At 70.1% G+C, this 25,471-nt stretch carries 19 protein-coding genes; 3 read left to right on the forward strand and 16 right to left on the reverse strand.

All coding sequences use genetic code 11. The features are described 5' to 3' along the window. Window positions 1–2: 2 nt before the first annotated feature. The 4 genes from FHU38_RS21150 to FHU38_RS21165 form a co-directional block, all read right to left on the reverse strand. Window positions 3–452, reverse strand: a complete 450-nt coding sequence (locus tag FHU38_RS21150; RefSeq protein WP_167176371.1) for a hypothetical protein — start codon at window positions 450–452, stop codon at window positions 3–5. Between the two features lie 109 nt (window positions 453–561). Then, on the reverse strand, window positions 562–1,566 hold the full coding sequence (locus tag FHU38_RS21155) for a potassium channel family protein (RefSeq protein WP_243852712.1): 1,005 nt from the start codon (window positions 1,564–1,566) through the stop codon (window positions 562–564). A gap of 92 nt (window positions 1,567–1,658) precedes the next feature. After that, entirely contained in the window at window positions 1,659–4,886 is a 3,228-nt protein-coding gene (locus tag FHU38_RS21160; protein ID WP_167174177.1) for an ATP-dependent helicase, read from the reverse strand. After that, on the reverse strand, window positions 4,883–8,071 hold the full coding sequence (locus FHU38_RS21165; protein ID WP_167176376.1) for an ATP-dependent helicase: 3,189 nt from the start codon (window positions 8,069–8,071) through the stop codon (window positions 4,883–4,885). Before FHU38_RS21165 ends, FHU38_RS21160 begins: the two co-directional genes overlap by 4 nt. A 98-nt stretch (window positions 8,072–8,169) precedes the next feature. Here FHU38_RS21165 and FHU38_RS21170 point away from each other — a divergent pair, with 98 nt between their 5' ends. Beyond that, complete coding sequence (locus FHU38_RS21170; protein WP_167174180.1) at window positions 8,170–8,457, forward strand: MGMT family protein; 288 nt, start codon at window positions 8,170–8,172, stop codon at window positions 8,455–8,457. 25 nt (window positions 8,458–8,482) lie between these two features. On the opposite strand, the gene FHU38_RS21175 is transcribed toward FHU38_RS21170, so the two are convergent. Together FHU38_RS21175 and FHU38_RS21180 are read right to left on the reverse strand one after the other, a co-directional pair. Then, on the reverse strand, window positions 8,483–9,304 hold the full coding sequence (locus FHU38_RS21175) for a uroporphyrinogen-III synthase (RefSeq protein ID WP_167174183.1): 822 nt from the start codon (window positions 9,302–9,304) through the stop codon (window positions 8,483–8,485). Beyond that, complete coding sequence (locus FHU38_RS21180) at window positions 9,297–10,298, reverse strand: helix-turn-helix transcriptional regulator (protein WP_167174186.1); 1,002 nt, start codon at window positions 10,296–10,298, stop codon at window positions 9,297–9,299. The genes FHU38_RS21175 and FHU38_RS21180 overlap by 8 nt, the downstream gene beginning before the upstream one ends. A 63-nt stretch (window positions 10,299–10,361) precedes the next feature. Here FHU38_RS21180 and FHU38_RS21185 point away from each other — a divergent pair, with 63 nt between their 5' ends. Continuing rightward, window positions 10,362–10,784 carry a DUF3224 domain-containing protein gene (locus FHU38_RS21185; protein WP_167174189.1) on the forward strand — a complete coding sequence of 141 codons (423 nt, stop codon included), beginning with the start codon at window positions 10,362–10,364 and terminating at the stop codon, window positions 10,782–10,784. Next, the gene (locus FHU38_RS21190; RefSeq protein WP_167174192.1) at window positions 10,765–11,886 is read left to right on the forward strand and encodes a DNA glycosylase AlkZ-like family protein; all 1,122 of its coding nucleotides are present in this window, start codon (window positions 10,765–10,767) and stop codon (window positions 11,884–11,886) included. The genes FHU38_RS21185 and FHU38_RS21190 overlap by 20 nt, the downstream gene beginning before the upstream one ends. Here FHU38_RS21190 and FHU38_RS27525 read toward each other — a convergent pair. From FHU38_RS27525 to FHU38_RS21240, 10 genes are all read right to left on the reverse strand, one after another. Next, window positions 11,856–12,806 carry a sirohydrochlorin chelatase gene (locus tag FHU38_RS27525; protein WP_167174195.1) on the reverse strand — a complete coding sequence of 317 codons (951 nt, stop codon included), beginning with the start codon at window positions 12,804–12,806 and terminating at the stop codon, window positions 11,856–11,858. The genes FHU38_RS21190 and FHU38_RS27525 overlap by 31 nt on opposite strands. Further along, entirely contained in the window at window positions 12,803–13,924 is a 1,122-nt protein-coding gene (locus FHU38_RS21200; RefSeq protein WP_167174198.1) for a uroporphyrinogen-III synthase, read from the reverse strand. The genes FHU38_RS27525 and FHU38_RS21200 overlap by 4 nt, the downstream gene beginning before the upstream one ends. Beyond that, window positions 13,921–14,265 carry a nitrite reductase small subunit NirD gene (gene nirD / locus FHU38_RS21205; protein ID WP_167174201.1) on the reverse strand — a complete coding sequence of 115 codons (345 nt, stop codon included), beginning with the start codon at window positions 14,263–14,265 and terminating at the stop codon, window positions 13,921–13,923. Before nirD ends, FHU38_RS21200 begins: the two co-directional genes overlap by 4 nt. Beyond that, complete coding sequence (gene nirB / locus FHU38_RS21210) at window positions 14,262–16,775, reverse strand: nitrite reductase large subunit NirB (protein WP_167174203.1); 2,514 nt, start codon at window positions 16,773–16,775, stop codon at window positions 14,262–14,264. Before nirB ends, nirD begins: the two co-directional genes overlap by 4 nt. 131 nt (window positions 16,776–16,906) lie before the next feature. Next, window positions 16,907–18,301, reverse strand: a complete 1,395-nt coding sequence (locus tag FHU38_RS21215; protein WP_167174206.1) for an MFS transporter — start codon at window positions 18,299–18,301, stop codon at window positions 16,907–16,909. A 146-nt stretch (window positions 18,302–18,447) separates the two neighbouring features. Further along, a complete protein-coding gene (locus FHU38_RS21220) occupies window positions 18,448–19,890 on the reverse strand; it encodes an FAD-dependent oxidoreductase (protein ID WP_167174209.1) in 1,443 nt (480 codons plus the stop codon). Continuing rightward, entirely contained in the window at window positions 19,887–21,902 is a 2,016-nt protein-coding gene (locus FHU38_RS21225; RefSeq protein WP_167176378.1) for a molybdopterin oxidoreductase family protein, read from the reverse strand. The genes FHU38_RS21220 and FHU38_RS21225 overlap by 4 nt, the downstream gene beginning before the upstream one ends. Window positions 21,903–22,132: 230 nt before the next feature. Continuing rightward, complete coding sequence (locus tag FHU38_RS21230; RefSeq protein ID WP_167174212.1) at window positions 22,133–22,930, reverse strand: TIGR02569 family protein; 798 nt, start codon at window positions 22,928–22,930, stop codon at window positions 22,133–22,135. Window positions 22,931–23,086: 156 nt separating this feature from the next. Next, window positions 23,087–24,265, reverse strand: coding sequence for an adenylyltransferase/sulfurtransferase MoeZ (gene moeZ / locus FHU38_RS21235; RefSeq protein ID WP_167174215.1), 1,179 nt, complete (start codon window positions 24,263–24,265; stop codon window positions 23,087–23,089). A gap of 91 nt (window positions 24,266–24,356) precedes the next feature. Next, window positions 24,357–25,451: a DUF3152 domain-containing protein gene (locus FHU38_RS21240; protein WP_167174218.1), complete on the reverse strand. Its 1,095-nt coding sequence runs from the start codon at window positions 25,449–25,451 to the stop codon at window positions 24,357–24,359. Window positions 25,452–25,471 lie beyond the last annotated feature (20 nt).

The following is a 25,471-nucleotide window of genomic DNA, read 5'->3' on the forward strand; positions in this document are numbered from 1 at the left end:
ACTCACAGGATGGCGACGCGGCGGCGAGGCCCCCTGGCCACGAGGAAGGCGTAGGTGCCGCCGCTGGCGCAGCTCAGCACCAGCAGCGCGAGGCCGACGGGGCGGCGAAGGTCGCTGGTACCGGGTGTGGTGGCCGCGAGGTGCACCTCCACCAACTCTCCCCCGGCTTGCACAGCGCCCGAGGGCACGGCGATGCGGATCTGCTCGTCCTGGTCGTGGCCGCAGCCGCTGAGCGTGCCGTTCATCGTGCGGCCGCCCAACTCGAACCGCACGGTTTCCTCCGCATCGGGGTTGGAGCAGTCGGCAGGCAGCGTGACGGTCGCGGGGACTTCCCTGCGCTGCTCCACCGAGACGTCACCGAACAACGAGGGCCCGACCCACCATGCCGCCAGCACGATCCAGAGGCCGACGAAAGCGGCAACGCCGAGCACCTTCCACGTGAGTGGCGGCATGTGCCGCCGTTGGTTCGCTCGCTGCCGCACGGTTCAATCGTTCCAGATCATCAAGCCGCTGCACACCGAAGCCGGAATGCACGACATCACAGGGGCGGGGCAGCGCGGCTCAGCGCGGCGACTGCTCGGGCAACGTGGCCTTGCGAACGTAGAGCAGCCGGTCCCCAGCCTCAAGCGAGTCGGCCTCCGGGGCGTCCACCCGGTACAGCTCCCCGTCGCGCACCAGGCCCAGCACGATGTCGGACAGGTGCCTTGGTGAGCCCCCCTCCTCCGAGGGCTCCACCGCGCGCTCCGCGATGGCAAGACCGGTTTCGGGGGTGAGCAGGTCCTCCACCATGTCCACGACGCGCGGTGTCCGCGTGGCGATCCCCAGCAGCCTGCCCGCCGTCTCGCTCGACACCACCACCTGGTCGGCGCCGGACTGCTTCAGCAGGTGAACGTTCTCGGCCTCACGCACCGACACCAGGATGCGAGCCTTCGGCGCGAGTTCGCGCGCTGTCAGGGTGACCAGCACCGCGGTGTCGTCGCGGTTGGGGGCCACCACGACGGCTCGGGCGCGTTGGACGCCCGCCACGCGCAGCACGTCGGCCCGAGTGGCCGAGCCGTGCACCGTGATCAAGCCTCGCGCACTCGCCGCGTCGAGGGCCGACTGTTCGGTGTCTACGATCACGACCTGGTTGGGCTCGACGTCTTCCTCGGCCAGCAGCGCGTTCACCGCGGACCGGCCCTTCGTGCCGAAGCCGACGACCACATAGTGGTCTCGCACCTTGCGCCTCCACTTCTGGATCCTGTGCGCCTGCCGGGACCGCTCGGTAAGCACCTCGAGTGTCGTGCCGATCAGCACGATCAGGAACAACACCCGCATCGGGGTGATGAAAACCACATTGATCAGCCTCGCGGCGTCCGTGACCGGCGCGATGTCGCCGTATCCGGTGGTCGAAAGCGACACGGTGGCGTAGTAGAAGCAGTCCAGCAGCGAGACACCGTCGCCGTTGGCGTCCCTGTAGCCATCGCGGTCGAGGTAGACGATGAGCACCATTCCCAGCAGCACCGCCGCGGCGAACACCACCCTGCGCGCGATCGCCCTCGCCGGGCTCACCGTCGTCACCGGCATGTTGACGACGCCGACAAGGGCATGCCCTGGCCGCTCGGAGAGCTGTTCCTCCGGCTTCGTCGTCCTCAACGGATTACGCACGATCGAGCAGCCTATTCCTTCTCCGGAACCGTCCTGAGCAGGTCCCGCAACCCGTCGGCTTCCAGCAGGTCCACCGGTCGCAGGGTCCGGTCGTGGCGCACGTAGTGGAACGCGGCGCGCACCTTGGCCAGCGGGGTCCCGGAAAGGTTCGCCCAGGCCAGCCGGTAGGCGGCGAGCTGGACCGAGAGTGCGGGCAGCCGGTCGACGTCGGGCACGGCGCCCGTCTTCCAGTCCACCACGGTCCAGCCGCCGTCGTCATCCGCGAAGACGGCATCCATCCTGCCTCGCACGGTCACGCCGTCGATGTCGGTGCAGAACGGCACCTCAACGTCATGCGGCGTGCGCGCCGCCCACACGCTGCGCTCGAACGCCTCGCGCAGCCGCGTCAGGTCCGCGTCGTCGCCGCCGACGTCCGCCGCCCCTGGGAGGTCGTCGAGTTCCAGCAGTCGTTGACTCGCGAATCGCCGCTCGAGCCAGCCGTGGAAGGCCGTGCCCCTGCGCGCGTAGATGTTGGGCGGGAACGGCAGCGGCCTGCGCAGTTTGCGGGCCAGCGCCTGCGGCTCCCCGGCGAGTTCGACCAGCTGGCTGACCGAGAGCTGACCCGGCAGGGTGATTTCCTCCGTCCGGTCGCGGGCGCGTTCGCGCTCGGCGAGCAACACGTCGGTGTCGGCGATCCAGCCGTCCGGATCGTCGTCCTCGATCGGCAGGTCCAGTTCCTCCAACGCTTCGAGCACCAGGTCGGCGCCCTCGCGCACGGCGTCACGGCGCCCGCCGAGCGGGTCCACCGGCCACTCGGCCGAACGAGTGGCCGTGACCAGCGGGTTCAGTTCGTCGGCTGCCGGTTGGGGTGCCCAGTGCGCGATCGTGGCAAGCGGTGGCTCGGCCTTGTCAGCCGAGATGAGCTCGGCGAGTTCGGTGAGGAACCGCGACGGCCCCTTCGGTTTCGCGCTGCTGGAGTTCCACCAGTGTCCCGAGACGAGCAGGCACTGTTCCGATCTGGTCAGGGCCACGTAGCACAGCCTGCGCTCCTCCTCGGCGTGCCGCTCGGCGAAGCGCTCCTCGTGCTGCGCGCACGCCTCGATCACCTGCTTGCGGTCCTCGTCGCCGCGCAGTTCGAGGCGTGGCAGGTCCTGCGCGTCACCGCGCAGCGCGGCGGGCAGCTCCGACACCGTTCGCAACCACGAGGACGAGCGCCGCTTGCCGGGGAAGGTGTCGCGGACCAGCTGCGGCACGGCCACCACCTGCCATTCCAGGCCCTTCGCCGAGTGCACGGTGAGCACCTGCACCCGGTCGGGTACCACCTCGACCTCTCCGGGGGGCAGGCCGTCCTCGGCGTACTCGGCCGTCGCCAGGTAGTCCAGGAACGAAAGCAGGGTGGCGGTCGGCGCGTTCTCCGCGTACTCGGTGACCACGTCCGCGAAGGCGTCCAGATGTGCCCTGCCCGCGCCGCCAGGCCTCGCCAGCGCCTCCACGTCGAGCAGCATCGTGCGTTCCACGTCGGAGACCAGCTCGGGCAACGGCTGGTCGAGCCTGCGCCGCAGTGCCGCGAGCTCCTTGCCCAGCCTGCGGATACGGGCATATCCCTGCGCCGAGTAACGCGAGGGATCGCCGGGGTCGTCGACCGCGTCGATCAGTCCCGCTTGCTCCGCGCGTTCGGCGACGATCGCATCATCGGCCGCTGACAGCTCGCCCGCCCTTCGCCACAGTGCGCCGAGATCCGCCGCGGCCAGCCGCCATCTGGCACCGGTGAGCAACCGGGCCGCCGCCGTGCCCGACAGCGGTTCGGCCAGCACACGCAGCGTCGCCACCAGGTCGGCGACCTCGGGTTCGTCGAGCAGGCCGCCCAGTCCGACGACCTCGACCGGCAGGCCCCGCTCGCGCAGTGCCGCCGCGATCGGCGCCATGTCCGCACGCCTGCGCACCAGCACCGCGGCCGTGGGCGGAGTTCCGGTGGTCTCCCGCCGCGCCAACCACGCACTCGCCAGTTCGTCGGCGACCCACTCGCGTTCGGCCCGCACGTCAGGCAGCAACGCGCAGCGAATGTCGGCGGCACCAGCGCCGTCTCTCGCGCGCAGCTCACGCACGCCGAGCCCACCCGCGCGCAGCGGCTCCGCCACCGCGTTGGCAAGGGTGAGCACCTGTGGCGGGTTTCGGAAGCTGGTGAGCATCCCGAACTCGCGGGCGGGCAGCAGTCGCTCACCGTCGCGGCGGGGGAAGTCCGTGGTGAACCGAGGCAGGTTCGCCGCGCTCGCCCCACGCCAGCCGTAGATCGCCTGAGCGGGATCGCCGACGGCGGTGACCGGCATCGGCACCTCGCCACCGAACAGCGACCGCAACAGCACGCGCTGCGCGTGGCCGGTGTCCTGATACTCGTCGAGCAGCACGGCCGCATAGCGTTCCCGCTCACCCGCGACCACGTCCGGCTGCTGCTCGGCGAGCCGCGCCGCCAGCGACATCTGGTCGGCGAAGTCCAGCGCGCCCTCCGCCCGCTTGCGCTGCCGGTAGCCGTCGATCAGCGGCAGCAGTTCCACTCGGAACCGTTGCGCCGCCACCAGCTCCGAAAGCGCCACCGGCAGCGCAGCCCGCTGCCCCTTCGCCCTCGGCGCGCTCTCCACAAGGCCGCAGAACCATTCCGTGTACTCGTGCAGCCGCGCGGGATCGACAAGGTGCTCGCCCAGCTCGCCGCTGAGCGCGAGCAACTGCGCGGTGACAGATGCGGGGACCCGGTCGGTTTCAAGATCTTTGTCCCATGTGGACACAACACGGTGGGCGAGTTGCCAGGACGCGGTTTCCGACAGCATCCTGGCTCCCGGCTGCACCGGCAGCCGCAGCCCGTGCTCGGCAAGCAGTCTGCCCGCGTATGCGTGGTAGGTGAGCACCGTCGGCTCCGTGGTCAGCACGTCGATCCGCCGTTGCCCTGTCGGGTCGACGCGGTCGAGCAGCCCGGACCCGGCGAGCCTGCGCAACCGGGCACGCACCCGGTCCCCGAGCTGGCGGGCGGCCTTGCGGGTGAACGTAAGTCCGAGCACGCGCTCGGGGCTGACGAAACCGTTCGCCACCAGCCATACCACCCTCGCCGCCATCGTCTCGGTCTTCCCGGCGCCCGCGCCAGCGACGACCAGCGCGGGTTCGCAGGGCGCGGCGATGACGGCGGCCTGTTCGTCGGTGGGTGGGTTCAGGCCGAGCGCCTTCGCCAGCTCGCCGGGACTGATGAGCGGCTCCGGCTGCTGCCGCGTCATGGGCCGGTCACCTGCCTACCCTCCGGGCGCAGCGGGCACGACGTGCGGCCGGGGCAGCGGTCGCAGTCGGAGTTCTCCCGCGCCGCGTAACCGGGTCCCGCCGTGGCCGCCGCGGCGGTGCGCAACACCTCGAGCCAGTGTCGAGTGGCCTTCTCGTCCAGCGGTGGCTGCCTGCGCTCGGTGGCGCCGGTGCGGTTGTGCGACTTGGCGACATACACCAGCGCGGCCCCGCCGGGCTGCTCGCCGTGTTCGGCGAACGCGCCGAGCAGCAACGCGAGCTGGTAGGCCGCGAGCTGTGGATGCTGCTCGGCCTCTGCCGTGCTGATCAGCGTCTTGCCGGTCTTGATGTCCACGATCACCGGCCTGCCTTCGCTGTCCAGCTCCAGCCGGTCGACGCGGCCGGTGAGCTTGACTTTCGGGCCGTGCTCGCCCGCCCCTGCCACGGGCAGTTCCACCGCCATGTCCTGCTCGACACCGAGCTGGGTCAGTTCGCTCCTGCTCTGGCGCAGCCAGTCGAGGAAGTTGCCGACCATCTGCTCGACCCGGCGACGCTCCCTGCGCGAGAACCACGGGGCTCCCGCGTCGACCTTCGCCCATGCCGCGTCCAGCTCGGCGCGCAACCGTTCGGCGTCGGCGCCGGTGGCAGCGGCCTGAGCCAGTGCGTGCACGAGTGTGCCGGTCACGGCGGCGAGCTGGGCGGGGTCCGCACCGCCGTGGCGTTCCAGCAGCCAGCGCAGCGGGCAGTTCGCCAGCGTGTCCACGGTGGAGGGTGAGACTCGCACCACCTCGCCGGGGCCGCGCAACGGGTCTGCCGTGGAGACCTCGCAGAGCCCGTACCAGTGGTCCGGGTGCGCGCCGGGCACCCCGGCCCTGGCCAGCCGGGCGAGCTGCCGGGCGGCGAGCCGCCTACGGCGCGGATCGACGCCGGAGTCACACACCGCCGCCCGCAGCTGGCCAACCAGCTCCGAAAGCACGAGCGCGCGCTCGGTCTCGGTCCTGCGCACGTCCGGCCCCGGCTCGGTATCGGTGTCGCTTTCCACCAGTTCGGCCACGAACCGGGAGGGCTGCTCGTCCTCTCCCTGCACGGCCGTGACGAGCAACGTGGTGGTGGCTCTGCTTGCCGCGACGTAGAAGAGCCTGCGTTCCTCAGCCAACAGCGGGGCCGTCGCCGAAACGCCTGCACCATCCACTCCGGACAGCAGATCGACCAGCCGCTCCACGCCGAGCAGCGAGCCGCGCAACCGAAGGTCCGGCCAACTGCCCTCCTGCGCGCCGACGACGGCCACCACCGTCCACTCCCGACCGGCCGCACCGTGCGCGGTCAGCAGCGACACCCCGGTGCCTCGCCTGGCGACCGGCGCAAGCGAGTCGCCCGCGATGTGCTGCGAACCGAGATACTCGGCGAATCCGGCGACACCCGCCTTCGGCAACCTGTCGACATACCGCGCCGCCGCGTCGAAGAGTGCCACCACGGCGTCGAGGTCACGGTCGGCCTGCGTACCCAGCGTGCCGCCACGCGCGGCCCGCTGGACGAGCTTGTCCTGCAACCCGCTGGCCTGCCACACCCTCCACAGCACGTCCTCGACGCCCGCACCGCTTTCCACCGCGTCCCTGGCCGTCGCGAACAGGCGGCCGACCCTGCGCACGGACGCTGCCTCCACCTCGGCGAGCCCGGCGAGCACGTCGCCTTCCCGCAACGCGGTGACCAGCAGCTCGTCGCTGGAGCGCTCGCCACCGGCGGCCAGCTCCAGCCTGCGCAACCCGCGGCGAAGCCTGCGCAACGCCAGCGGGTCGGCGCCGCCAAGTGGTGAGGCCAGCAGCATCTCGGCGGTGTCGGTGTCGAGAGCATCAGGATCGCTAGCCAGCCGCAGCAGGCTCAGCAATGGCCTCACGCCCGGCTGCCTGGCCAGTGGCAGCTCATCGGTGGCGGCGGCGATGGGCACCCCCGCTGTGCCGAGCGCCCGTTGCAGCACAGGAAACGAGCGGGCGGGCGAGCGCACCAGCACCGCCATCCGCGACCACGGCACACCGTCGACCAGATGCGCGCGACGAAGCTGGTCCGCCACCCATGCCGCCTCGGCTGCGGGGGTCGGCAGCAACCGGGTGCGCACCACCCCCTCCTGCGCCTGGTTGGGTCGCATTCCACGATGCGCGCCCGCGCCGGGCAAGTGAGAGGCGATGCCCGCGACCGCCTCGTGTACCGCTGGCGCCATCCGGTGGCAGCGGGTCAGTGTGATCGTCCGCTCGCCGCGAGGATCGGCGTCGGCGAGCAGTCGAGGGTCGGCGCCACGGAAGGAGAACACCGCCTGGTCAGGGTCACCGGCGAGCACGTAGTCGTCGGCTGAGCTGCCGAGCAGTTGCACCAGCCGGTACTGCAGCGGGTCCAGGTGTTGCGCGTCGTCGACGAGCAGGTGCCTTACACGCGCCTGCTCGCGGGCGAGCAGGCCTGGGTCGCCCTCCAACTCGACGAGCGCGCTGGCCACGAGTTCGGCCGCGTCCAGCGCGGGTGACCCCGGTTCGCCCAGCGCGTGGCCGCCCGCGCCCTGCAGCAGTGTGACCTCTTCGTACTGCCGCCAGAAGGTGCCAGCCGCGACCCATTCCTCCTTGCCCTGCTGCCGTCCGAGCTTCACCAGATCCTCGGGGCCCAGCCCCCGCTCGGCCGCTCGCAACAGCAGGTCCCGAAGTTCCTCGGCGAAGCCTGGCACGCCCAGCGCGGGCCGCAGCTTCTCCGGCCATTCCGGCGCGCCCCTTTCGAGGTCGCCCGCGAGTAACTCGCGTACGACGACGTCCTGCTCCGGCCCGGAAAGCAGGCGAGGAGCCGGAAGGTCGTTGAGCCCGGCCTGTAGGCGCAGCACGGCGAAGGCATAGGAGTGAACGGTGCGGACCACGGGCTCGCGGATGGTGCTTCCACTGTGTTCCGGGTCCGCGGTAAGCCTGCGGGTGATGTCAGCCCGCAGCGCGTCGGCCGCCCTGCGCGAGGAGGTCAGCACGAGCAGGCTTTCCGGGTCGGCGCCCTGCCGCACCCTGGCCACGGCCGTGGCGGCGAGCAGCGTGGTCTTGCCGGTACCGGGGCCGCCGAGCACGCGCAGGTGACCTCGCGCGGCGGCGAGCAGGCGCCTGGCGCCCTCGTCCCACTCGCGCGGCCGGGCAGGCTCGGCCGGCGAACGCACCAACCGCGCATGCAGTCCACTCACGCCCCAGATGGAATCATGCCCCGACGACGAAAGCTCGGCCCTGGCCTGGGAGTGTCCGGCAGGGGCCGATGTCGGGCAGAGTGATGCGCATGGACGAGGAGCTGCACGAGCGGGTACGGGAGGTCGTCAGGACCATCCCCAGCGGCACGGTGGCGACCTACGGAGACATCGCGGCGGCCGCGGGTGCGCGTACGCCGAGGCTGGTGGGCCGGATCCTTTCCGAGGACGGCCACGACCTGCCGTGGTATCGGGTGCTGCGGGCCGACGGGACCCCAGCGCCGCACCTGGCGCACAGGCAACTGGAACTGCTGAGGGCCGAAGGGGTTCTTGCCGACGGTCAGCGCGTGAGCCTGGCGAGGTACCGCTGGCGGGGCTGACGCCGTGCTCGGCCGTGGCGCCTCGTCAGCCTCGCCCGCGCTGGTCGCCGAGTTCGGCGACCAGCAGCTTGACCAGCGCGCCCAGCCGCTGCCGCCGCGGCTGCAGGGTGGGCACACCCAGCTCGGTGAGTGGCGCCGCGGTCACCGGACCCACGCACGCGCACACCACCCGCCCCGCCAGCGCGGAAACGAATTCCTGGTACCGACCAGACTCCCTGGCCAGGGTGAGCAGGTTCTGCGTCGCCGGAGCGCTGGTGAAGGCAAGCGCTTCCACCTCACCCGCGAGTACCTCGGCGATCAGCTCGTTCGCCTGTGTGAGGTCGGCGGGCCACTGCCAGCGGTAGGGCTGCAGCTCCACCACGCTCGCACCGGCCGCCCGCAGCGCGGCGGTGTGCTCGGCCAGCGGTGAGCCGTGCAGTTGCACCGCGACCCGCCTGCCCCGCAAGTCTTGCGCCAGCACGTGGTCGAACAGCTCGCCGTTGGTCTCGCTCGGCGCCGACCACCGTTCGGTCAGGCCGTGTGCCCTCACCGCCCCCTTCGCCTTGGGGCCGCGCACGAACAACTCGCAACGCCCCAGTGTGGCGAGCAACGGCTGCGCCATGTCCCAGCCGTGTGCCGCCGAGAGCCAGCCGCGAAACCCCGCTCCCGTCGTCACGACGGCGAGGTCCACTCCTTCGGCCACGACGGCTCGGGTGGCGGACCTGAGCTGTTCGTCGTCGGGCAGCGGCACGATCCGGATGGTCGGCGCGTGCCTGACCGTGGCACCGTGCCTTCGCAGCGCTTCGATGAACTCCTCGGCGCGCCGCTCGGCGGTGATCCCGATGGTCACGCCGGTCAGCTCACCCATACATCGCGCCCATCCTGGCCACCGCATCGGCCAACTCCCGCCTGAGGTCGGCGGGTTCGAGCACCTGTAGTTCCGGGCCGAACCGCAGTAGCTCGCCGAGCGCGGGCCTGCCCTGCTCTACCGGCAATTCCACGACCGACCACCCGTCCTCGTCCGGTTCCCGCCCGGCCTCCCGCAACGCGCGGACACCCACCGAGCCCAGGAAGAACGGTACGAGGTCACGCCCGAGCGGCGACAGTCGCACCAGGGCAATTCTGGAATACATTCTGCGTTCGAACTGCCGTGACCAGTCCCGCCAGAACTCGACGAGGTCGAAGGGCTCCGGACGGGTGAACGCACCCAGGTCGGTCAGCTCGTCGATGCGTGAGACACGGTAGACACGGTAGACACCGGAGCCGCCGTCGTAGTCACTGTCACCGTCGCTTTCTCCGCACCTGGCCACCAGGTACCAGTTGCCCGCCTTCAACACCAGCCCCAGCGGTTCGAGGTCGCGCTCGACACCGCTGCCGTCCCAGCGCCGGTAGCTGATCCGCACCTGCCGGGAACGCCACACCGCGTCCGCGACCTCGGCCAGCCGCTCGACGTGCTCGATACCCCTGTGCCAGCCGGGGATGTCCACGTGGAACCGCTGGGTCAGCTCCGCCGCCCTGGTACGCAGCCCCGCTGGCAGTGCGGCGTGCAGCTTCAGCTGCGCGGCCGCCAGCACGGTGCCGAGACCCAGTTCGGTCGCGGCGTCAGGCAACCCCGACAGCGCCAGTGCCCGAACCTCCTCGTCCGACATGCCGGTGAGCCGCGTGCGGTAGCCACCGAGTAACTGGTAGGCGCCCGCGCGGCCGCGCTCTGCGTACACCGGCACACCCGCGACGGAGAGCGCGTCGATGTCGCGGTAGATGGTGCGCACCGACACCTCGAGCTCGTCGGCGAGCTGCCGTGCCGTCATCCGCCCGCGGTTTTGCAGCAACAGCAGCACCGCAAGCAGCCTGCTCGCTCGCATACCTACGATTGTGCCCGCGATACCTGACACAGGATGACAGGTATCGCGGGCACCGTTGGCCACATGAGCGAGAACACCTTCAGCATGAAGACCTGGGACGAGCAGGTCGTGAGTGGAGCCGACGACGGTCCGCGATACGCCCACGCCAGAGCCACGTTCAGCTACCGCGGCCTCATCGAGGGCAGCTCCACGTGCGACTACCTGCTCTATTACGACGGCACACCGCACAACGGCGGGCAGCGAGCCCCGGGTTTCGAACGGATAGCGGGCAGTATCGAGGGCAGGGAGGGTAGTTTCGTCATCCGGCACGATGTCGCGTACGGGCCGGACGGTATCCAGGACAGGTTCGCGGTCGTTCCCGGCTCCGGCACCGGTGGGCTGGCCGGTATCGCGGGCCACGGCACGGCGGCGGGTTCGGAGGAGACGGTGGCGTACACGTTCGACTACACCCTGGACGGGAGTAGCGGTGCTCGAACTCGACCGTGAGCAGGTGCTGGCGTACCGCATCGCTAGCCACGGGTTGTCGCGCGAGCAGGACGATCCCACGAAGCTCGCCGTGTTCGACCTCGGCGTGCAGGACGCCACCGCCCGCGCCGCCGCGGAACTCGCGCTGGCGGCCCGGTTACCCACCGACCGGCCGGTGTCGCTGGTCGACGACGAACGATTCACCCTCGCCTGGTCGCACCGGGGTGCACCGCACTACCACCGGACCGAGGAACTCGCTTCGCTCATTCCCGCGCTGCTACCCGCGGACGACGCCGACACGCTGGCTCGCCTTTCGTGGCAGCGCAAGGAGGTCACCGGCGCGGGCATGCCCGCGACCGACGTGTTACTCACGGCCGCGCGTGCGATGCGTAAGGCGGTACGCACCACGATGACGAAGGGCGAGGCCAGTGCGGCGGTGACAAAGCTGGTGCCCGCCGCGTTGAGCCGGTGGTGCAGGCCGTGCCAGGCCACGCACATCCACGAGCAACTCATGCGGCTGGCGACCCCGCTGGCCGGTATCCGGCTTGTCGCTGGTGTCACCCCGGCGACCCTTGAGCCGTTGGCCGACCGGCCGCGCATACCGGTGGCCACGGACATCGAGCGCACGACGCGCGTCGTGGCGGACTACCTGCGGCTGCACGGCCCCGCGCTGCCAGCCGAGGCCGCTGGTTTCCTCGGCTCGACCCGCGCCACGGTCGCCGAGCGACTGTGGCCTTCGGACCTGGTCGAGGTGCGCCTCGACGGCAAGAAGCGCTACATCCCCGCCGACCGCGTTGCTGAGTTGGCGAACCCGCCAACGCCCGACATCGTGCGCCTGCTGCCGCCGTGGGACCCGTTCCTGCAGGCAAGGGACAGGGAGTTGCTCGTTCCGGACAAGGCGCACCGCAAGGAGTTCTGGAAGGTCATCGCAAACCCGGGCGCGTTGCTGGCGCACGGCGAGTTGGCGGGCACGTGGCGCACCAAGTCCGCAGGCAGGCGGTTTGAGGTGACCTTCACCGAGTTGCTGCGGCTGGGCACGGCCGCCCGCGCGGCGGCGGAGGAGGAGGCCGCACGGGTCGCGGCTGTCCGGGGTTACGCCGACCTGCGGGTGGTGTGGTCCTGAGCGGCCGTGTGTGACCCGTCGTCGCGCTTCGGGCGGTCGTTCGCGAGCTGGGACGTGCCCAGGAGCGCAGAACTCGCGGGCAGGAGCGCAGAACTCGCGGGCAGGAGCGCAGAACTCGCGGGCAGGAGCGCAGAACTCGCGGGCAGGAGCGCAGAACTCGCGGGCAGGAGCGGGGGACTCGCGGGCAGGAGCGGGGGACTCGCGGGCAGGAGCGGGGGACTCGCGGGCAGGAGCGGGGGACTCGCGGGCAGGGCTTCGGCGTAGCGGCCCAGCACCAGGTCCGCCACCGCCGGGTGGTCGCCGAGCGGTGCCGCCACGACGTCGGCGCCGGCATCGGCGAGCCTTCGCTGGAACAGGCCGGGTGCCAGTAGCCACGACGCGACAGCGACCCGCCCGCCACCTCGGGCCGCGCGGCGAGCGGTGGCGACCGCGTCGGCCACCGTCGGGGTCGCCGTGGCGGCGTATCCCACACGTACCGGGGTGCCCAGTCGACCGGCGAGCGAGTCGGCGATCGAGTTCACCTCAGCCAGCGCCCGCTCGTCGCTCGACCCGGCCGCGGCGAGCACCACCGCGTCACCCTCGCGGTAACCCGCTTCGCGCAGCCGGTCGCGCACCGCGCCCAGCAGCACCGGCGCGGGACCGAACGGCCTGCTCACCGCCGTCCTCGGCCGCGAGCTGCGCGCCACCTGCGCGGGGATGTCGCTGCGAACGTGGTAACCGGCCGCAAGGAACGCCGGGACCACCACCGCGCGTTCCGGCAGGCTGCGCAGCCCGTCCAGTACTGCTGTCACATCCGGTTGGCGCACGTCGGCGAAGGCGACCCGCACCGCGACACCCCTGGCTCGCACGCGGGCGACGAGCCGCTCGATCACCCGTGCTCCCTCGGGATCGCGCGTGCCGTGAGCGACGAGCACGATCACCGCACCTCCGCCTCCCTCGGAGCCACGGCCAGCCGGTAACCACGCTTGACCACGGTCTGCACCAGCCGTCCCTCGCCGAGCGAGGTGCGTAGCCTGCCGATGGCGGTCTCCACCGCGTGCTCCTCTCCCCCGCTGGGCAGCGCGGCGGTGAGTTCCCTGCGGGAGACCACCCTTCCGGGTCGCGCGGCCAGCGCCCGCAACACGGCCATCGGCGCGGGCGCCACGTCGCACAGTTCCCCGTCCACGACGGCGGCCTGGCCACGCAACTCGATCTGCCTGCCCGCCACGCACAACCGGGGGGAGCGAACGGTCAAGGTGTCGGCCAAGGTCCTGGCGAGCGCACCGATCCTGGCACGCTGCGGCTGCACGGTCGGGATACCCAGCGCGGCGAGCGGTGCCGCCGTGATGGGGCCGACGCAGGCGGCCACGGCCCTGGTGGAAAGCGCTTCGACAAGGGCGGGCTGCCTGCCGGTTCGCTTGGCCATGGCCAGCGTGCTCGCGGCGGCGGGTGCGCTGGTGAACGGCAGCGCGTCGACGGAGCCGTCGAGCACGGCGTCGATCAGCCGGTCCAGCGGGCCGGGGTCGGCAGGGCCGACCCAGCGGTACACCGCGATCTCCACCACCTCGGCACCGGCGGCGCGAAGCGACTCGACGAAGTACGGCAACGGCTCGCCGTGCAGTTGCACCGCTACCCGCTTACCCCGCACGCCGGAGTCAAGCAGGTGCTGCAACAGCTCGGCGTTGCTTTCCGAGGCGGGTGAGTACATCTCGGAAAGGCCCGCCGCCCGCACCGCACCCTTCGCCTTCGGCCCCCTGGTGAGCACGTCCGTACTCGCCAGCCGTCGCAGCAGCGCATCACCGAGGCCCCAGCCCTCCGCCGCCTCGATCCAGCCTCGGAAGCCGATGCCGGTGGTCGCTACCACGGCGTCGACTGGTTGCTCCAGCAACACCGTGGTGGCCCTGCGCAGTTCGGTGTCGTCGGCGAGTGGGACGATTCGGATCGCGGGCCCGTAGCGGACGGTGGCACCTTTGCGTACCAGCAACGCTCCCAGTTCGTCGGCGCGCCTTGCGGCCGTGATGCCGATCGAGAACCCGGCGAGGGGAAGGATGGCGGTCACGGCGAGCCCACGTGCACGACACCGTCGGCCACCCTGACCGGGTAGGTGCGCACGCGCACGTGCTCGTCATCGATGCAGACCCCGTCGCGCAGGCCGAAGCGCTGCTTGTAGATCGGCGACGCCACGACGGGCACCCCGCCGCTGTCGCCAACGATGCCGCGGGAAAGCACGGCCGCTCCGCTGAAGGGGTCCTGATTGGACAGCGCGTAGAACTCGTCGTCCTCCGTGCGGAAGACGGCAACCTGCTCGCCACCCGGTAGCAGCGCGGCCACCCCGTAGGCAGGCGGCACCGAATCCGATTCGCACACCGCCACCCAGGTCTGCTCCGCCATCGCGGTCATCGACTCACCTCCGGCACTCCCAGCAACACAGGAACCTTCTGCTCCCGCTCGACACGGAACGAAACCGTCGGATCGGGAACCCCGGGCGCGTTAACGAACGTCGTGAACCGCGCCAGCTTCTCCGGATCCTCCAGTACGCCCTTCCACTCGTCGGCGTAGTTGGCCACATGCTGCGCCATCGCCTCCTCCAGTTCGGCACAGATGCCGAGGCTGTCGTCGACGATCACCGCGCGCAGGTGGTCGAGCCCGCCCTCCAACTCCTCCAGCCACGAAGCCGTCCGCTGCAACCGGTCAGCGGTGCGCACGTAGAACATCAGGAACCGGTCGATGATCCGCACCAGCGTCTCGGTGTCCACGTCGGACACCAGCAGGTCGGCGTGGCGAGGCAGCGCACCGCCGTTGCCGCCGACGTAGAGGTTCCAGCCGTGCTCTGTGGCGATCACGCCGAAGTCCTTGCTGCGCGCCTCGGCGCACTCCCGCGCGCAACCCGACACGGCGGACTTCAGCTTGTGCGGCGAACGCAACCCCCGGTAGCGCAGTTCCAGCTCCACCGCCAACCCCACGCTGTCCTGCTGCCCGTAGCGGCACCAGGTGGTGCCAACGCACGACTTCACCGTGCGCAGCGCCTTCCCGTAGGCGTGCCCGGACTCGAAACCCGCGTCCACCAGCCGTCGCCAGATCCTGGGAAGCTGTTCCACGGTGGCGCCGAACATGTCGATCCGCTGCGCACCGGTGATTTTGGTGTAGAGGCCGAACTCCTTGGCCACCTCGCCGATCACGATGAGCTTGTCCGGGGTGATCTCCCCGCCGGGGATTCGCGGCACCACCGAGTAGGTGCCGTTGCGCTGCATGTTGGCGAGAAAGTGGTCGTTGGTGTCCTGCAAGGTGGCCTGCTCGCCCGCGAGGATGTGCCCGTTTCCGAGTGCGGCCAGGATGGAGGCGACGGCGGGCTTGCACACCGCGCAACCTCTGCCCTTGCCGTATCTGGCTATCAGCTCGCTGAACGCGGTGATCCGGGTGGCCCGGACGATCTCGAACAACTCCGCTCGCGATTGCGGGAAGTGCTCGCACATCGCCTTGGACTGCTCGACCCCGCACGCGGCAAGCAGCTTGCCCAGCATGGGTACGCACGATCCGCAGGAAGTCCCCGCCTTGGTGCAGCCCTTGAGCTTCGCGACGCTGTCGCAGCCCTGCTCCGTCACCGCGCTCGTGATGTCATCCTTGGTGACGGCATTGCACGAGCAGATCTGCGCCTGCGGTGGCAGCGCATCCACACCCACAGCGGCGCCGCCGCCCTCCGGCGCGAGGATGGCGGCGGGCTCCGCCGGAAGCTCGCTGCCCACCAGCGGGCGCAACAGGTTGTACTCAGAGGCGTCGCCGACGAGCACACCGCCGAGCAGGGTTCGCGCATCGTCGGACACCACCAGCTTCTTGTAGGTGCCAGCGACCGCGTCGTTGAACACCACCTCGAGCGCGCCCTCCGTGTTGGCGTGCGCGTCACCGAAACTGGCGACGTCCACGCCCATGAGCTTCAGCTTCGTCGAGGTGTCGGCGCCGGGAAAAGAGGCCTGCGCTCCGAGCAGGGTGGCCGCGGCCACCTCCGCCATCGAGTAGCCGGGTGCGACCAGGCCGTACACCTTGCCCTGTAGCGCGGCACACTCCCCGATCGCGTAGATGTCCTGGTCGCTGGTGCGGCAGGTCTCGTCCACCAGCGCGCCGCCGCGTTCGCCCAGTTCAAGGCCGCACTGCCTGGCGAGGTCGTCGCGGGGGCGCACGCCCGCGGAGAAGACCACGAGGTCGACGTCCAACTCGGTGCCGTTGCCGAGCTTGGCGCACAACCGGCCCCGGTCGGCCTCGATGGCATCCGTGGACGTGCCGGTGTGCACGGTGACGTCGAGTTCGGTGATGAGCCTGCGCAGCAGGCTGCCGCCGCCCTCGTCCACCTGCAACGGCATCAGCCGGGGCGCCATCTCCACCACGTGCGGCGAAAGGCCCATGTCACGCAGCGCTTTGGCCGCCTCGAGCCCGAGCAGACCCCCGCCCACCACCGCGGCGGCGGGGCGGCCCTTGCCTTCTCGGGCGCTTCGCACCGCGGCCCTGATCTCGTCGAGGTCTTCGATGGTGCGGTACACGAAACAGCCGGGCAGGTCGTGGCCGGGTACCGGTGGCACGAACGGCCGCGAGCCGGTGGCGAGCACGAGGGCGTCGTAGTCCTGGGTGAACCCGCCAGCTGTCGACACTCGCTTGCGCTTCCTGTCGATCCCGATCACGGGATCACCCAGCCGCAACTCGACGGCGTCGTCACCGGCGTAGTCGGCACCAGGCAGCGCGAGCGCATCAGGGTCCCAAGTGTCTACATAGGACGTCAGTCCGACGCGGTCGTACGCGGGCCGGGATTCCTCCGCGAGCACCACGATCCGCCATGTCGCGTCGACGTCCTCGGCTCGGAGGGCCTCCACCAACCGGTGAGCGACCATTCCGTGCCCGACGACCACCAACGTTCGACTCATCGACCAACCTCCGTTTGAAGAACTGCCCTCATGCTCGCTACGAGCCGTGTCCGCCCCGCTTCAACGGCGTTGCGACGGTGTTACCGAAAACTCCCTTCGCAGGTCAGGGCCTGTGTGCGGGGAGAGGGCGGTCACACCCTCGCGTAGGCAAGGCTCGGTGATCGGCGTGTGGCGAAGCTCTTGCGCAGGTAGAACCACCAGGTCGTGGCGACGCAGACCGCGTAGAAGGCCAGGATCGCGACCAGCGCGGAACTGATGCTGTTGTCCGCGCCTTCCAACGAGAACTTGAACACCAGGTTGACGAGCACCCCGCCGAACGCGCCGATGGCGCCGCACACCCCCACCACGGCGGCTGCCTGCCGCTTCGCGGACCTGGTCACCGAATCGGCGTCCTCGCCGCTGCCATCGGCCTGGCTTTTTGCCTCCGCTGAGAAGATCATCGGGATCATCCGGTAAGTCGAGCCGTTTCCGATTCCAGTGAGCACGAACAGCGTGATGAACGACGTGAAGAACAGCGGGAAGCTGTGCTGCGCCACACTCACCAGCACCCCCACGGTGCCCGCGACGAGTCCGACGAAGTTCCACAGCGTCACCCGCGCACCGCCGATCCGGTCCGAAAGCCACCCCCCGAACGGCCGGGTGATCGAGCCGATGGCGGCGCCGAGGAACGCCAGCGACACGAAGCCGCCGTACTCGGTGAAGCTGAGCTTGATAAGCGTGGGGAAGGCGAACGAATAGCCGATGAACGATCCGAACGTTCCGATGTAGAGAAACGACATCACCCAGGTGTGCTTGTTCCTCATCGCTATCCGGTAGGAACGACCGTCCGGCTTCGCGGAGGTGATGCTGTCCATGAACAGCCAGGCGAACGCGGCGGAGAGCACGACGACCGGCATCCACATCAGCGCCGCGTAGCCGAGGTTGATCCCGGTGCCCGCGCTGATCACGATCGGCACCAGCAGTTGCGTCACCGCGACGCCCAGATTGCCGCCCGCGGCGTTGAGTCCGAGCGCGAGACCCTTCTTGCCTTCGGGGAAGAAGAACGAAATGTTGGCCATCGACGAGGAGAAGTTGCCGCCACCGAATCCCATCGCTGCCGCCGTGAGCAGGAAGAACCAGTACGGCGTCGAGTCGTTCGTGACCGCGTAGAGCAGCATCACGCACGGGATCATGAGCAGTGACGAGCTCACCGTCGTCCATGCCCTGCCACCGAACCGAGGAATGGCGAACGTGTACGGCACCCGCAACGTGGAGCCGACGAGGTTGGGAACGATCAGGAGCCAGAACGTCTGGCCGACACCGAAGTCGTAGCCGATCGTGGGTAGGTTCACCACCACGATGCTCATCAGCACCCACACGTTGAAGCCGACGTGCTCGGAGAAGATCGAGAAGACGAGGTTCTTCCACGCCGTTCGCTTTCCCGTGGTCCGCCAGAACCGGTCGTCCTCCGGCTCCCAGTAATCGATCCACCTACCCCGGCGACTGCCGCGTCCCTGATCGGCGTGGTTCTCGGCCAAGACGGTCATGAATCTCTCCTTTTACACAGGGGTCAGCCGCCGGAAATCACGGTAGGCAGCTCGCGTTGCCCTGAAGGTTCCCTCGGATCGCTGTGGTGCTAATTCCCGTTCACACAGGGGAATCGAGGTTGTGAGTTCGAACGCCCGCGTTGGTTTCAGGAGGTGCTGGCGAGCCATTCGCTGATCCCGCGCACCGTGTCGGCGCAGCCGCCGCAACCGGTGCCTGCCCTTGTCACCGAGGCCAGTTCATCCACTGTGGAGGAACCGGCCCGCCAGGCGTCGACAAGCGTGCCCTTGCTCACCGAGTTGCACCGGCATACCACCGCCGATGCGGGCAGGTCGGCGGGGCTGGCCGCGTCGGGCGCGCCCAAGGGCAGTGCCCTACCGAGCAGCAACGCCAGCCGGTCACTGGGTGCGGGGCCGTTGGTGTCGTAGAGCTGGGTGATCGTCGCGGCCGCGTCGGGCAATCCGAGCACGATCGCGCCCGTCACCCGGTTCCCGCGCAGGACGAGCTTCGCGTACCGGTCACGCGCGGCATCCCGAAGGCACACCACCTCGGCGTCGGCGTCGTCGGGCTCGACGTGGGCCTCGCCGAGCGCCGCCAAGTCGATTCCCTTCGCCTTGAGTCGGGTCACCGCCGGGGCTCCCCGGTACCGGGCGGCGGTGTCGCTGCCGGTCAGCAGGTCGGCGAGTACCTGCGCCTGGTCCCACGCCGGCTTCACGAGGCCGGAGACCGTTCCCTCGTGCTGGGCGCAGTCGCCGATGGCGAACACCCGGCCGTCGCTGGTGCGCAGCGCGTCGTCGACGACTACGCCACCGTCAACGGTGAGCCCTGCCTCGACGGCGAGGCTGGTCTGGGCCCGCACGCCTGCCGACACCACGACCAGGTCGGCTTCGACATGGCTGCCGTCGTCGAGCTTGAGCCCGTCGCCCGGCACGTACCTGGCCGCGGTCCTGCCGAGCCGGAAGTCGATGCCCGCTTTGGCCAGCGCGCCCGCGAGCACGCCGCCCGCGGCGGCATCGAGCTGGCGCTCCATCACGTGGCCCATCGGGTGCACCACGGTGACGAGGTTTCCGCGTCCCGCCAGGCCCCTTGCGGCCTCCAGCCCTAGCAGGCCCCCTCCCAGCACCGCGACCGGTGCCCCGACCTCCGCCGAGGCCAGGATGCGCTCGCAGTCGTCAAGCGTGCGAAACGGGACCACGCCTTCGGCGGGGTGCCCGTCCGCGGTGAGCCCCTCGACCGGCGGCAGCCACGGCCTGCTTCCTGTCGCGAGTACCAGCGAGTCGTAGCCGACCCGCGTACCGTCGGAGAGCACCACCTTTCGCGCCGCACGGTCGATCCGGCTCGCGGCGACACCGAGTCGCATCCGCACCCTGTGGGCATCCGCCCAGTGCTCGTCGTGCAGCCGCACGGATTCGGCGCGCATGTTGCCCGCCACCACGGCGGAAAGCAGCACCCGGTTGTAGGCGTGGTGGGTCTCGTCTCCGATCACCGTCAACCGCACCCGCTCGGCCTCTGGGTCGCGGCGGCGGATCTCGTCCGCGAGGCGGGCGCCCGCCATGCCGTAACCGAGTACGACCACGTCGCGGGGACTCATCGGTCACCGTCCTTCGGCGTCAGCCTCGCCGCGCACACCTTGAACTCCGGCATCCGGCTCACCGGGTCCAGTGCCGGGTTGGTGAGCAGGTTGGCGCGCTGTTCGGCCGGGAAATGGAAGGGCAGGAAGATCACGTCCGGGCGCATCGAGTGGTCGCAACGCACCCTGGCGGCGACCTCGCCCCTGCGGGAGGTCACCAGCGCGACCTCGCCGTCGCGTAGCCCCGCCCGGGCCGCCACATCGGGATGCACCTCGACGTGGCACTGGGACACGATGCTGTTCAGCTCGCCCACCAGCCGGGTCTGGGCGCCGGACTGGTAGTGCTGCAGCACCCTGCCGGTGATGGCGTACAGCGGGAAGTCCTCGTCGGGTCGCTCCGCGGGCCCGGTGTGGTCGACCGGCACGAACCGTGCCTTGCCGTCCGGATACGCGAAGCCGTCGAGGAACATCCTCGGTGTTCCGGGGTGCGATTCCGACGGCACGGGCCAGTACAGCGCCTCCCCAGCGCGCAGCCGGTCGTAACTGACACCCGCGTAGTCGGCCTTACCCCCGGCGGAGGCGGAGCGCAGTTCCTCGAAGACGGTCTCGGCGTCGGCAGGGAACCTGTCCTCCGGCTGACCGAGCCTGGTCGCGAGGCCGGAAATCACCTCCAGGTCCGTGCGCACACCGTGCGGCGGGTCCACGGCCTTGCGCCGCAGCAGTATCCGACCTTCGAGGTTGGTCATCGTGCCGCCCTCCTCCGCCCACTGCGTGACCGGAAGCACCACGTCGGCGAGCGCGGAGGTCTCCGAGAGCACGAGGTCGGCGGTCACCAGGAAGTCCAGTGTGGATAGCCGGTCCGCGATGTGAGCGGAGTGTGGAGCCGAGACCACGACGTTGCTGCCGAACACCAGCAGCGCGCGTGGCCCGCTCTCGGTGCCGAGCGCGTCCAGCAGTTCGTAGGCCGACCGGCCGGGACCGGGCAGCGAGTCGGGCCGCACGCCCCAGACCGAGGCGACGTGCTCGCGGGCGGAAGGGTCGGTGATCATGCGGTAGCCGGGGAGCTGATCGGCCTTCTGGCCGTGCTCCCTGCCGCCTTGACCGTTGCCCTGCCCTGTCAGGCAGCCGTAGCCGGAACCGGGCCTGCCCGGCAACCCAAGCGCGAGAGCCAGGTTGATCCACGCGCTGACCGTGTCGACGCCGGTGGCGTGCTGTTCCGCACCTCTGGCGGTGAGCACGTATGCGTTGCGGGCTGCCGAGAGCAACGAGGCGACCCTGCGCTGGTCGGCCGCGCTGACGCCGGTGATGCGCTCCACCCGTTCCGGCCAATACGCGGCCGCGATACGCCACACCGCATCGAAACCGGTGGTCCTCTCGGCCACAACGGATTCGCAGAGCAAGCCCTCGGCCACCACCGCGTGCAGGATGCCGAGCGCCAGTGCCAGGTCTGTGCCCGGCGCGGGCGCGAGATGTAGGTTCGCTCGCTCGGCGGTGGGCGTGCGGCGCGGGTCCACGACGACCAGTCCGCCTTTGGTGCTCGCGCCCCGAAGATGCTGCACGAACGGTGGCATGGTCTCTGCGGGGTTGGCCCCGACCAGTACCACGGCGTCGGCGTCGGCGAGATCGGTGAGCGGGAACGGCAATCCCCTGTCCACCCCGAACGCCCTGCTGCCCGCGGCGGCGGCCGAGGACATGCAGAACCGACCGTTGTAGTCGATCTGCGACGTGCCGAGCGCCACCCTGGCGAACTTGCCGAGCAGGTAGCTCTTCTCGTTGGTGAGTCCACCGCCACCGAACACGGCCACCGAGTCGGGCCCGTGCTCGGCCATGAGCTGTCCCAGCCTGGAGGCGACGAGGTCGAGCGCCTCGGTCCAGGTTGCCGGACGCAGTTCACCCGCTCGGCGTACGAGCGGGGTCGTCAGTCGCGAGGGTGAGTCGAGCAGCGCGGCCGAGGTCCAGCCCTTCTGGCACAGCCCGCCCGCGTTCGTCGGGAACTGCCGTGGCTCCACCTGCGCGTCCCGGGTGATCGTCATCGCGCACTGCAACGCGCAATAGGGGCAATGGGTGGCGGTCGCGGTCGGGTTGGTCGGCTGTGGCGCCGTCGGATCTGCCGTCACCGTCAACTTGCGCACCTCCTGCTGATCGGCGGCGGTACCCGACGGTAGGCAGCCCGTGTTACTCGAACATGGCTGAATGTTTCGGCCGTGCGACATTGCTCGCCCAGCGGGGCGCGACACCCGTGAAGCGGGTGATCGGCGCGGCGTCAGAGCAGTTGGCTGACCTCGCTTGCCGCCACGCGCAGCCCGTCCAGCGCGGAGGCCGTCGAACGGGGGTGCAGTGCGTGGTAGGCGAGCCGGAACATCACGGCGCGCAGCAGCAGCTGTGACCACTCGGGCAGGTGCGACCAGCGGCGCAGCAGTCCGCCGTCGGCACCGCCCCACGCCAGCGCGTCGATGGCGGCAACGGCGGCGCCCCACTCACCGGGCCGGTAGTGGGGTTCGAAGTCGACGATGCCAGGCGGATGCGCACCGTCGAACAGCACGCTGCCGAACAGCCCGCCGTGCACGAGTTGATCGGGCAGCGCGATCGGTCTGCGGGAGGGGGCAAGGATCTCGAACCACCGGCCCCCTTTGGTCTCGTCCAGTTCGCCCGGCAGCTCGTCCCACGCCATCCGGTCGGCCACGGCGGCGATATCAGTTCGGTCGGAAAGGAACGCGGGACGGGGAAAGTCGACCGTGGCCTGATGCAGCTTGACGGCGGTCAGCACGACATCGTCCGGGCGGTGCTCGGGGGTGCCGGACACGAACCGGCTCGCGCTCCACCCTGCGATCACCCAGCGGCCGTCGGTGGAGCGCACCGGCCGGGCGATGCGCAGGTCCGGCACGTCGAGTTCGGCGAGGGTGTGGGCCAGCCACACCGCGCGGGCCCGCTCGCCGACCGGCCTGAGCACGATGTCACCGCAGCGCCAGGCGCTGGCGCCGCGCAGCGGCTCCGCGTCGTCGAGGCTCGCCCCGAACGCCGTGCAGACGTGCGCCGGGGGACGTTGCCGGGTAGGGCCCACGGCCAGCGACGTTACTCCGCTGACCGCGCTCTACCCGGCAACCACACGGCCGCAACCCCCGCGAGTCCCCCGCTCTCGCCCGCGAGTCCCCCGTTCCCGCCCGCGAGTCCCCCGCTCTCGCCCGCGAGTTCTGCGTTCCGAGCGTCGAAGGGTGGCTCAGTAGGTCGGCAGGCTCTGGTCGATCTGCCTGACCCACGCGAGCACGCCGCCACCGAGGTGGGTCGCATCGCGGAAGCCCGCCTTGTGCAGCGCGGCGAGCGCCTCGGCAGACCGGCCACCCGCCTTGCAGTGCAGCACGATCGGCTTGTCCTGCGGTAGTTCTGCCAACGCCTCACCTGACAGAATCCGATCCTTGGGGATCAACCTGGCGCCCTTGATGTTCACGATCTCGTACTCGTGCGGGTCGCGAACGTCGATCAGTTCGAAGTCCTCACCAGCGTCGAACTTCGCCTTCAGCTCCTGCGGCGTGATCGTGTGGCCTGCCGCCGCCTGCTGCGCCTCGTCGGAAACGACACCGCAGAACGCGTCGTAGTCGATCAGTTCGGTGATCTTCGGCGTCTCCGGGTCCTTGCGGATCTTCACCTCGCGGTAGCGCATCTCCAGCGCGTCGTAGCTGATCAGCCTTCCCAGCAGCGGGTCACCGATGCCGGTGATGAGCTTCACCGCCTCGGTCACCATGATCGAGCCGATCGACGCGCACAACACGCCGAGCACGCCACCCTCCGCGCACGAGGGCACCATTCCCGGCGGCGGGGGCTCGGGGTAGAGGTCGCGGTAGTTCAGCCCCTTGCCATTGGGCGCGTCCTCCCAGAAGACGCTGACCTGGCCCTCGAAGCGGAAGATCGATCCCCACACGTACGGCTTGCCAAGCAGCACGGCCGCGTCGTTGACGAGGTACCGGGTCGCGAAGTTGTCGGTGCCGTCGAGGATGAGGTCGTAGCCACCGAAGACGTCCAGCGCGTTCTCACTGGTGAGCTGCTCGGTGTGCAGTACGACGTTGACGTACGGATTGACCTCGACGATCGACTCCTTGGCGGAGACGGCCTTCGGCTTACCGATGTCGGACTGGCCGTGGATGACCTGGCGCTGCAGGTTCGACTCGTCGACGACATCGAAGTCGATCACACCCAGAGTGCCCACTCCGGCGGCGGCCAGGTAGAGCAGCGCGGGGCTTCCCAGCCCACCGGCGCCGATAACCAAGACCTTCGCGTTCTTCAGTCGTTTCTGCCCATCCATCCCGACGTCCGGGATGATGAGGTGGCGGCTGTAGCGCGCGACCTCTTCCTTGGTGAGCTCGGCGGCCGGCTCGACGAGCGGCGGCAGCGTGCCTGACATGGGTCCTCCATCTCACGCGGATCGCGGTCCTTCTATCTTTAACCGCCACCGACCGCGCGGTCTTCCCCCGTCCACATGCTGGACGGCGCTGCTAGTTGCCTTCGGCCTTCGGATTGGGCCAGGCGTTGGGCTTGCAGACCTTACCGTCGGCGGGCACGGCCCCCTGGTCGCCGCCGGGGATGTCGTTCAGTTTGGCCACATAGTCGTTGGCGACGCCGAAGGTCTGCTGCATCATCACCGGCGCGAGCGCCCCGTCACGCTCGCAGCCCTTGTGCGGAAGTCCCAGCGCATGCCCGACCTCGTGGTTGATCGCGTACTGCCGGTAGCCGGTCATCTCGAAGCTGAACGCCAACGCTCCCCGAACCCAGCGTGCGAGATTGATCACGACCCTGTTGTGGCCCTCGATTTCGCGCCGGTAGCAGGATGCCTCGAACGGGATCGCCGAGCCGCACACCTCCGGCTTGCGCACCGTGCCTGGCGTGGTGAGGCTCACCCGGAAATCCGGGTTGGGGAAGCTGGCGTCCACCCGGCGCAGCGAGATCTCGCCGGTGCCGGTCCAGCTCCTCGGGTCCGACAGGGTGCCCTCAACCGCCGCCGCGAAGCTGTCGTCGCCCGCATAGCTCGCCGGGTCAATCCCGTCCTCGACCTCGATCGTGTACGTGAAGAGCCGGCCACCGCTGCCAACCTGCTCGCCTGCGCCCGGCACCACATGCCAGGTCCCCTTTCCTTCCCGGGTGTAGTCGCCACCCTGGGGCAGCTTGGCCGTCGGGATGTCGAGGTCCACCGGGCCGGCAGGGTTCTCACTGGCCAGCGGGCTCCCGCCCTCCGATACTGTGTCCGAGGAGGGAGTGTCCATCACGAGCGCCCCGCCACCGCCGGTGTCACGGGTGATGTCCACCACCACGATCGCGGTCAGCACCAGCAGGATGGGCACGGCGTAGGCGCGCCAGCCGTAGGTGCCCGCCATCCTCCGCAGCCGGGAGCGGCGCTTCTTCTTGCCCCGCTCCCGCTCGTGGGCCCGCGCGAGCGGCTCCCAGGACGCGCTCAGCGGTTCGTCGGATACTCGCCGCCGCTTGGGCCGGTAGCGGTCGTCCGCAGCGCGGTCGCGGGTGTCGGAGGAGGAACCGTCGGACGGGCCGGTGGCCCGTCGTCGGTCGTGTCGTGCTCCTTCTGTTACCCGATCCACGGCCCAAGAGTGCCACACCC

The sequence above is a fragment of the Saccharomonospora amisosensis genome (assembly GCF_011761185.1).
GTDB classification, from domain to species: Bacteria; Actinomycetota; Actinomycetes; order Mycobacteriales; family Pseudonocardiaceae; genus Saccharomonospora_A; species Saccharomonospora_A amisosensis.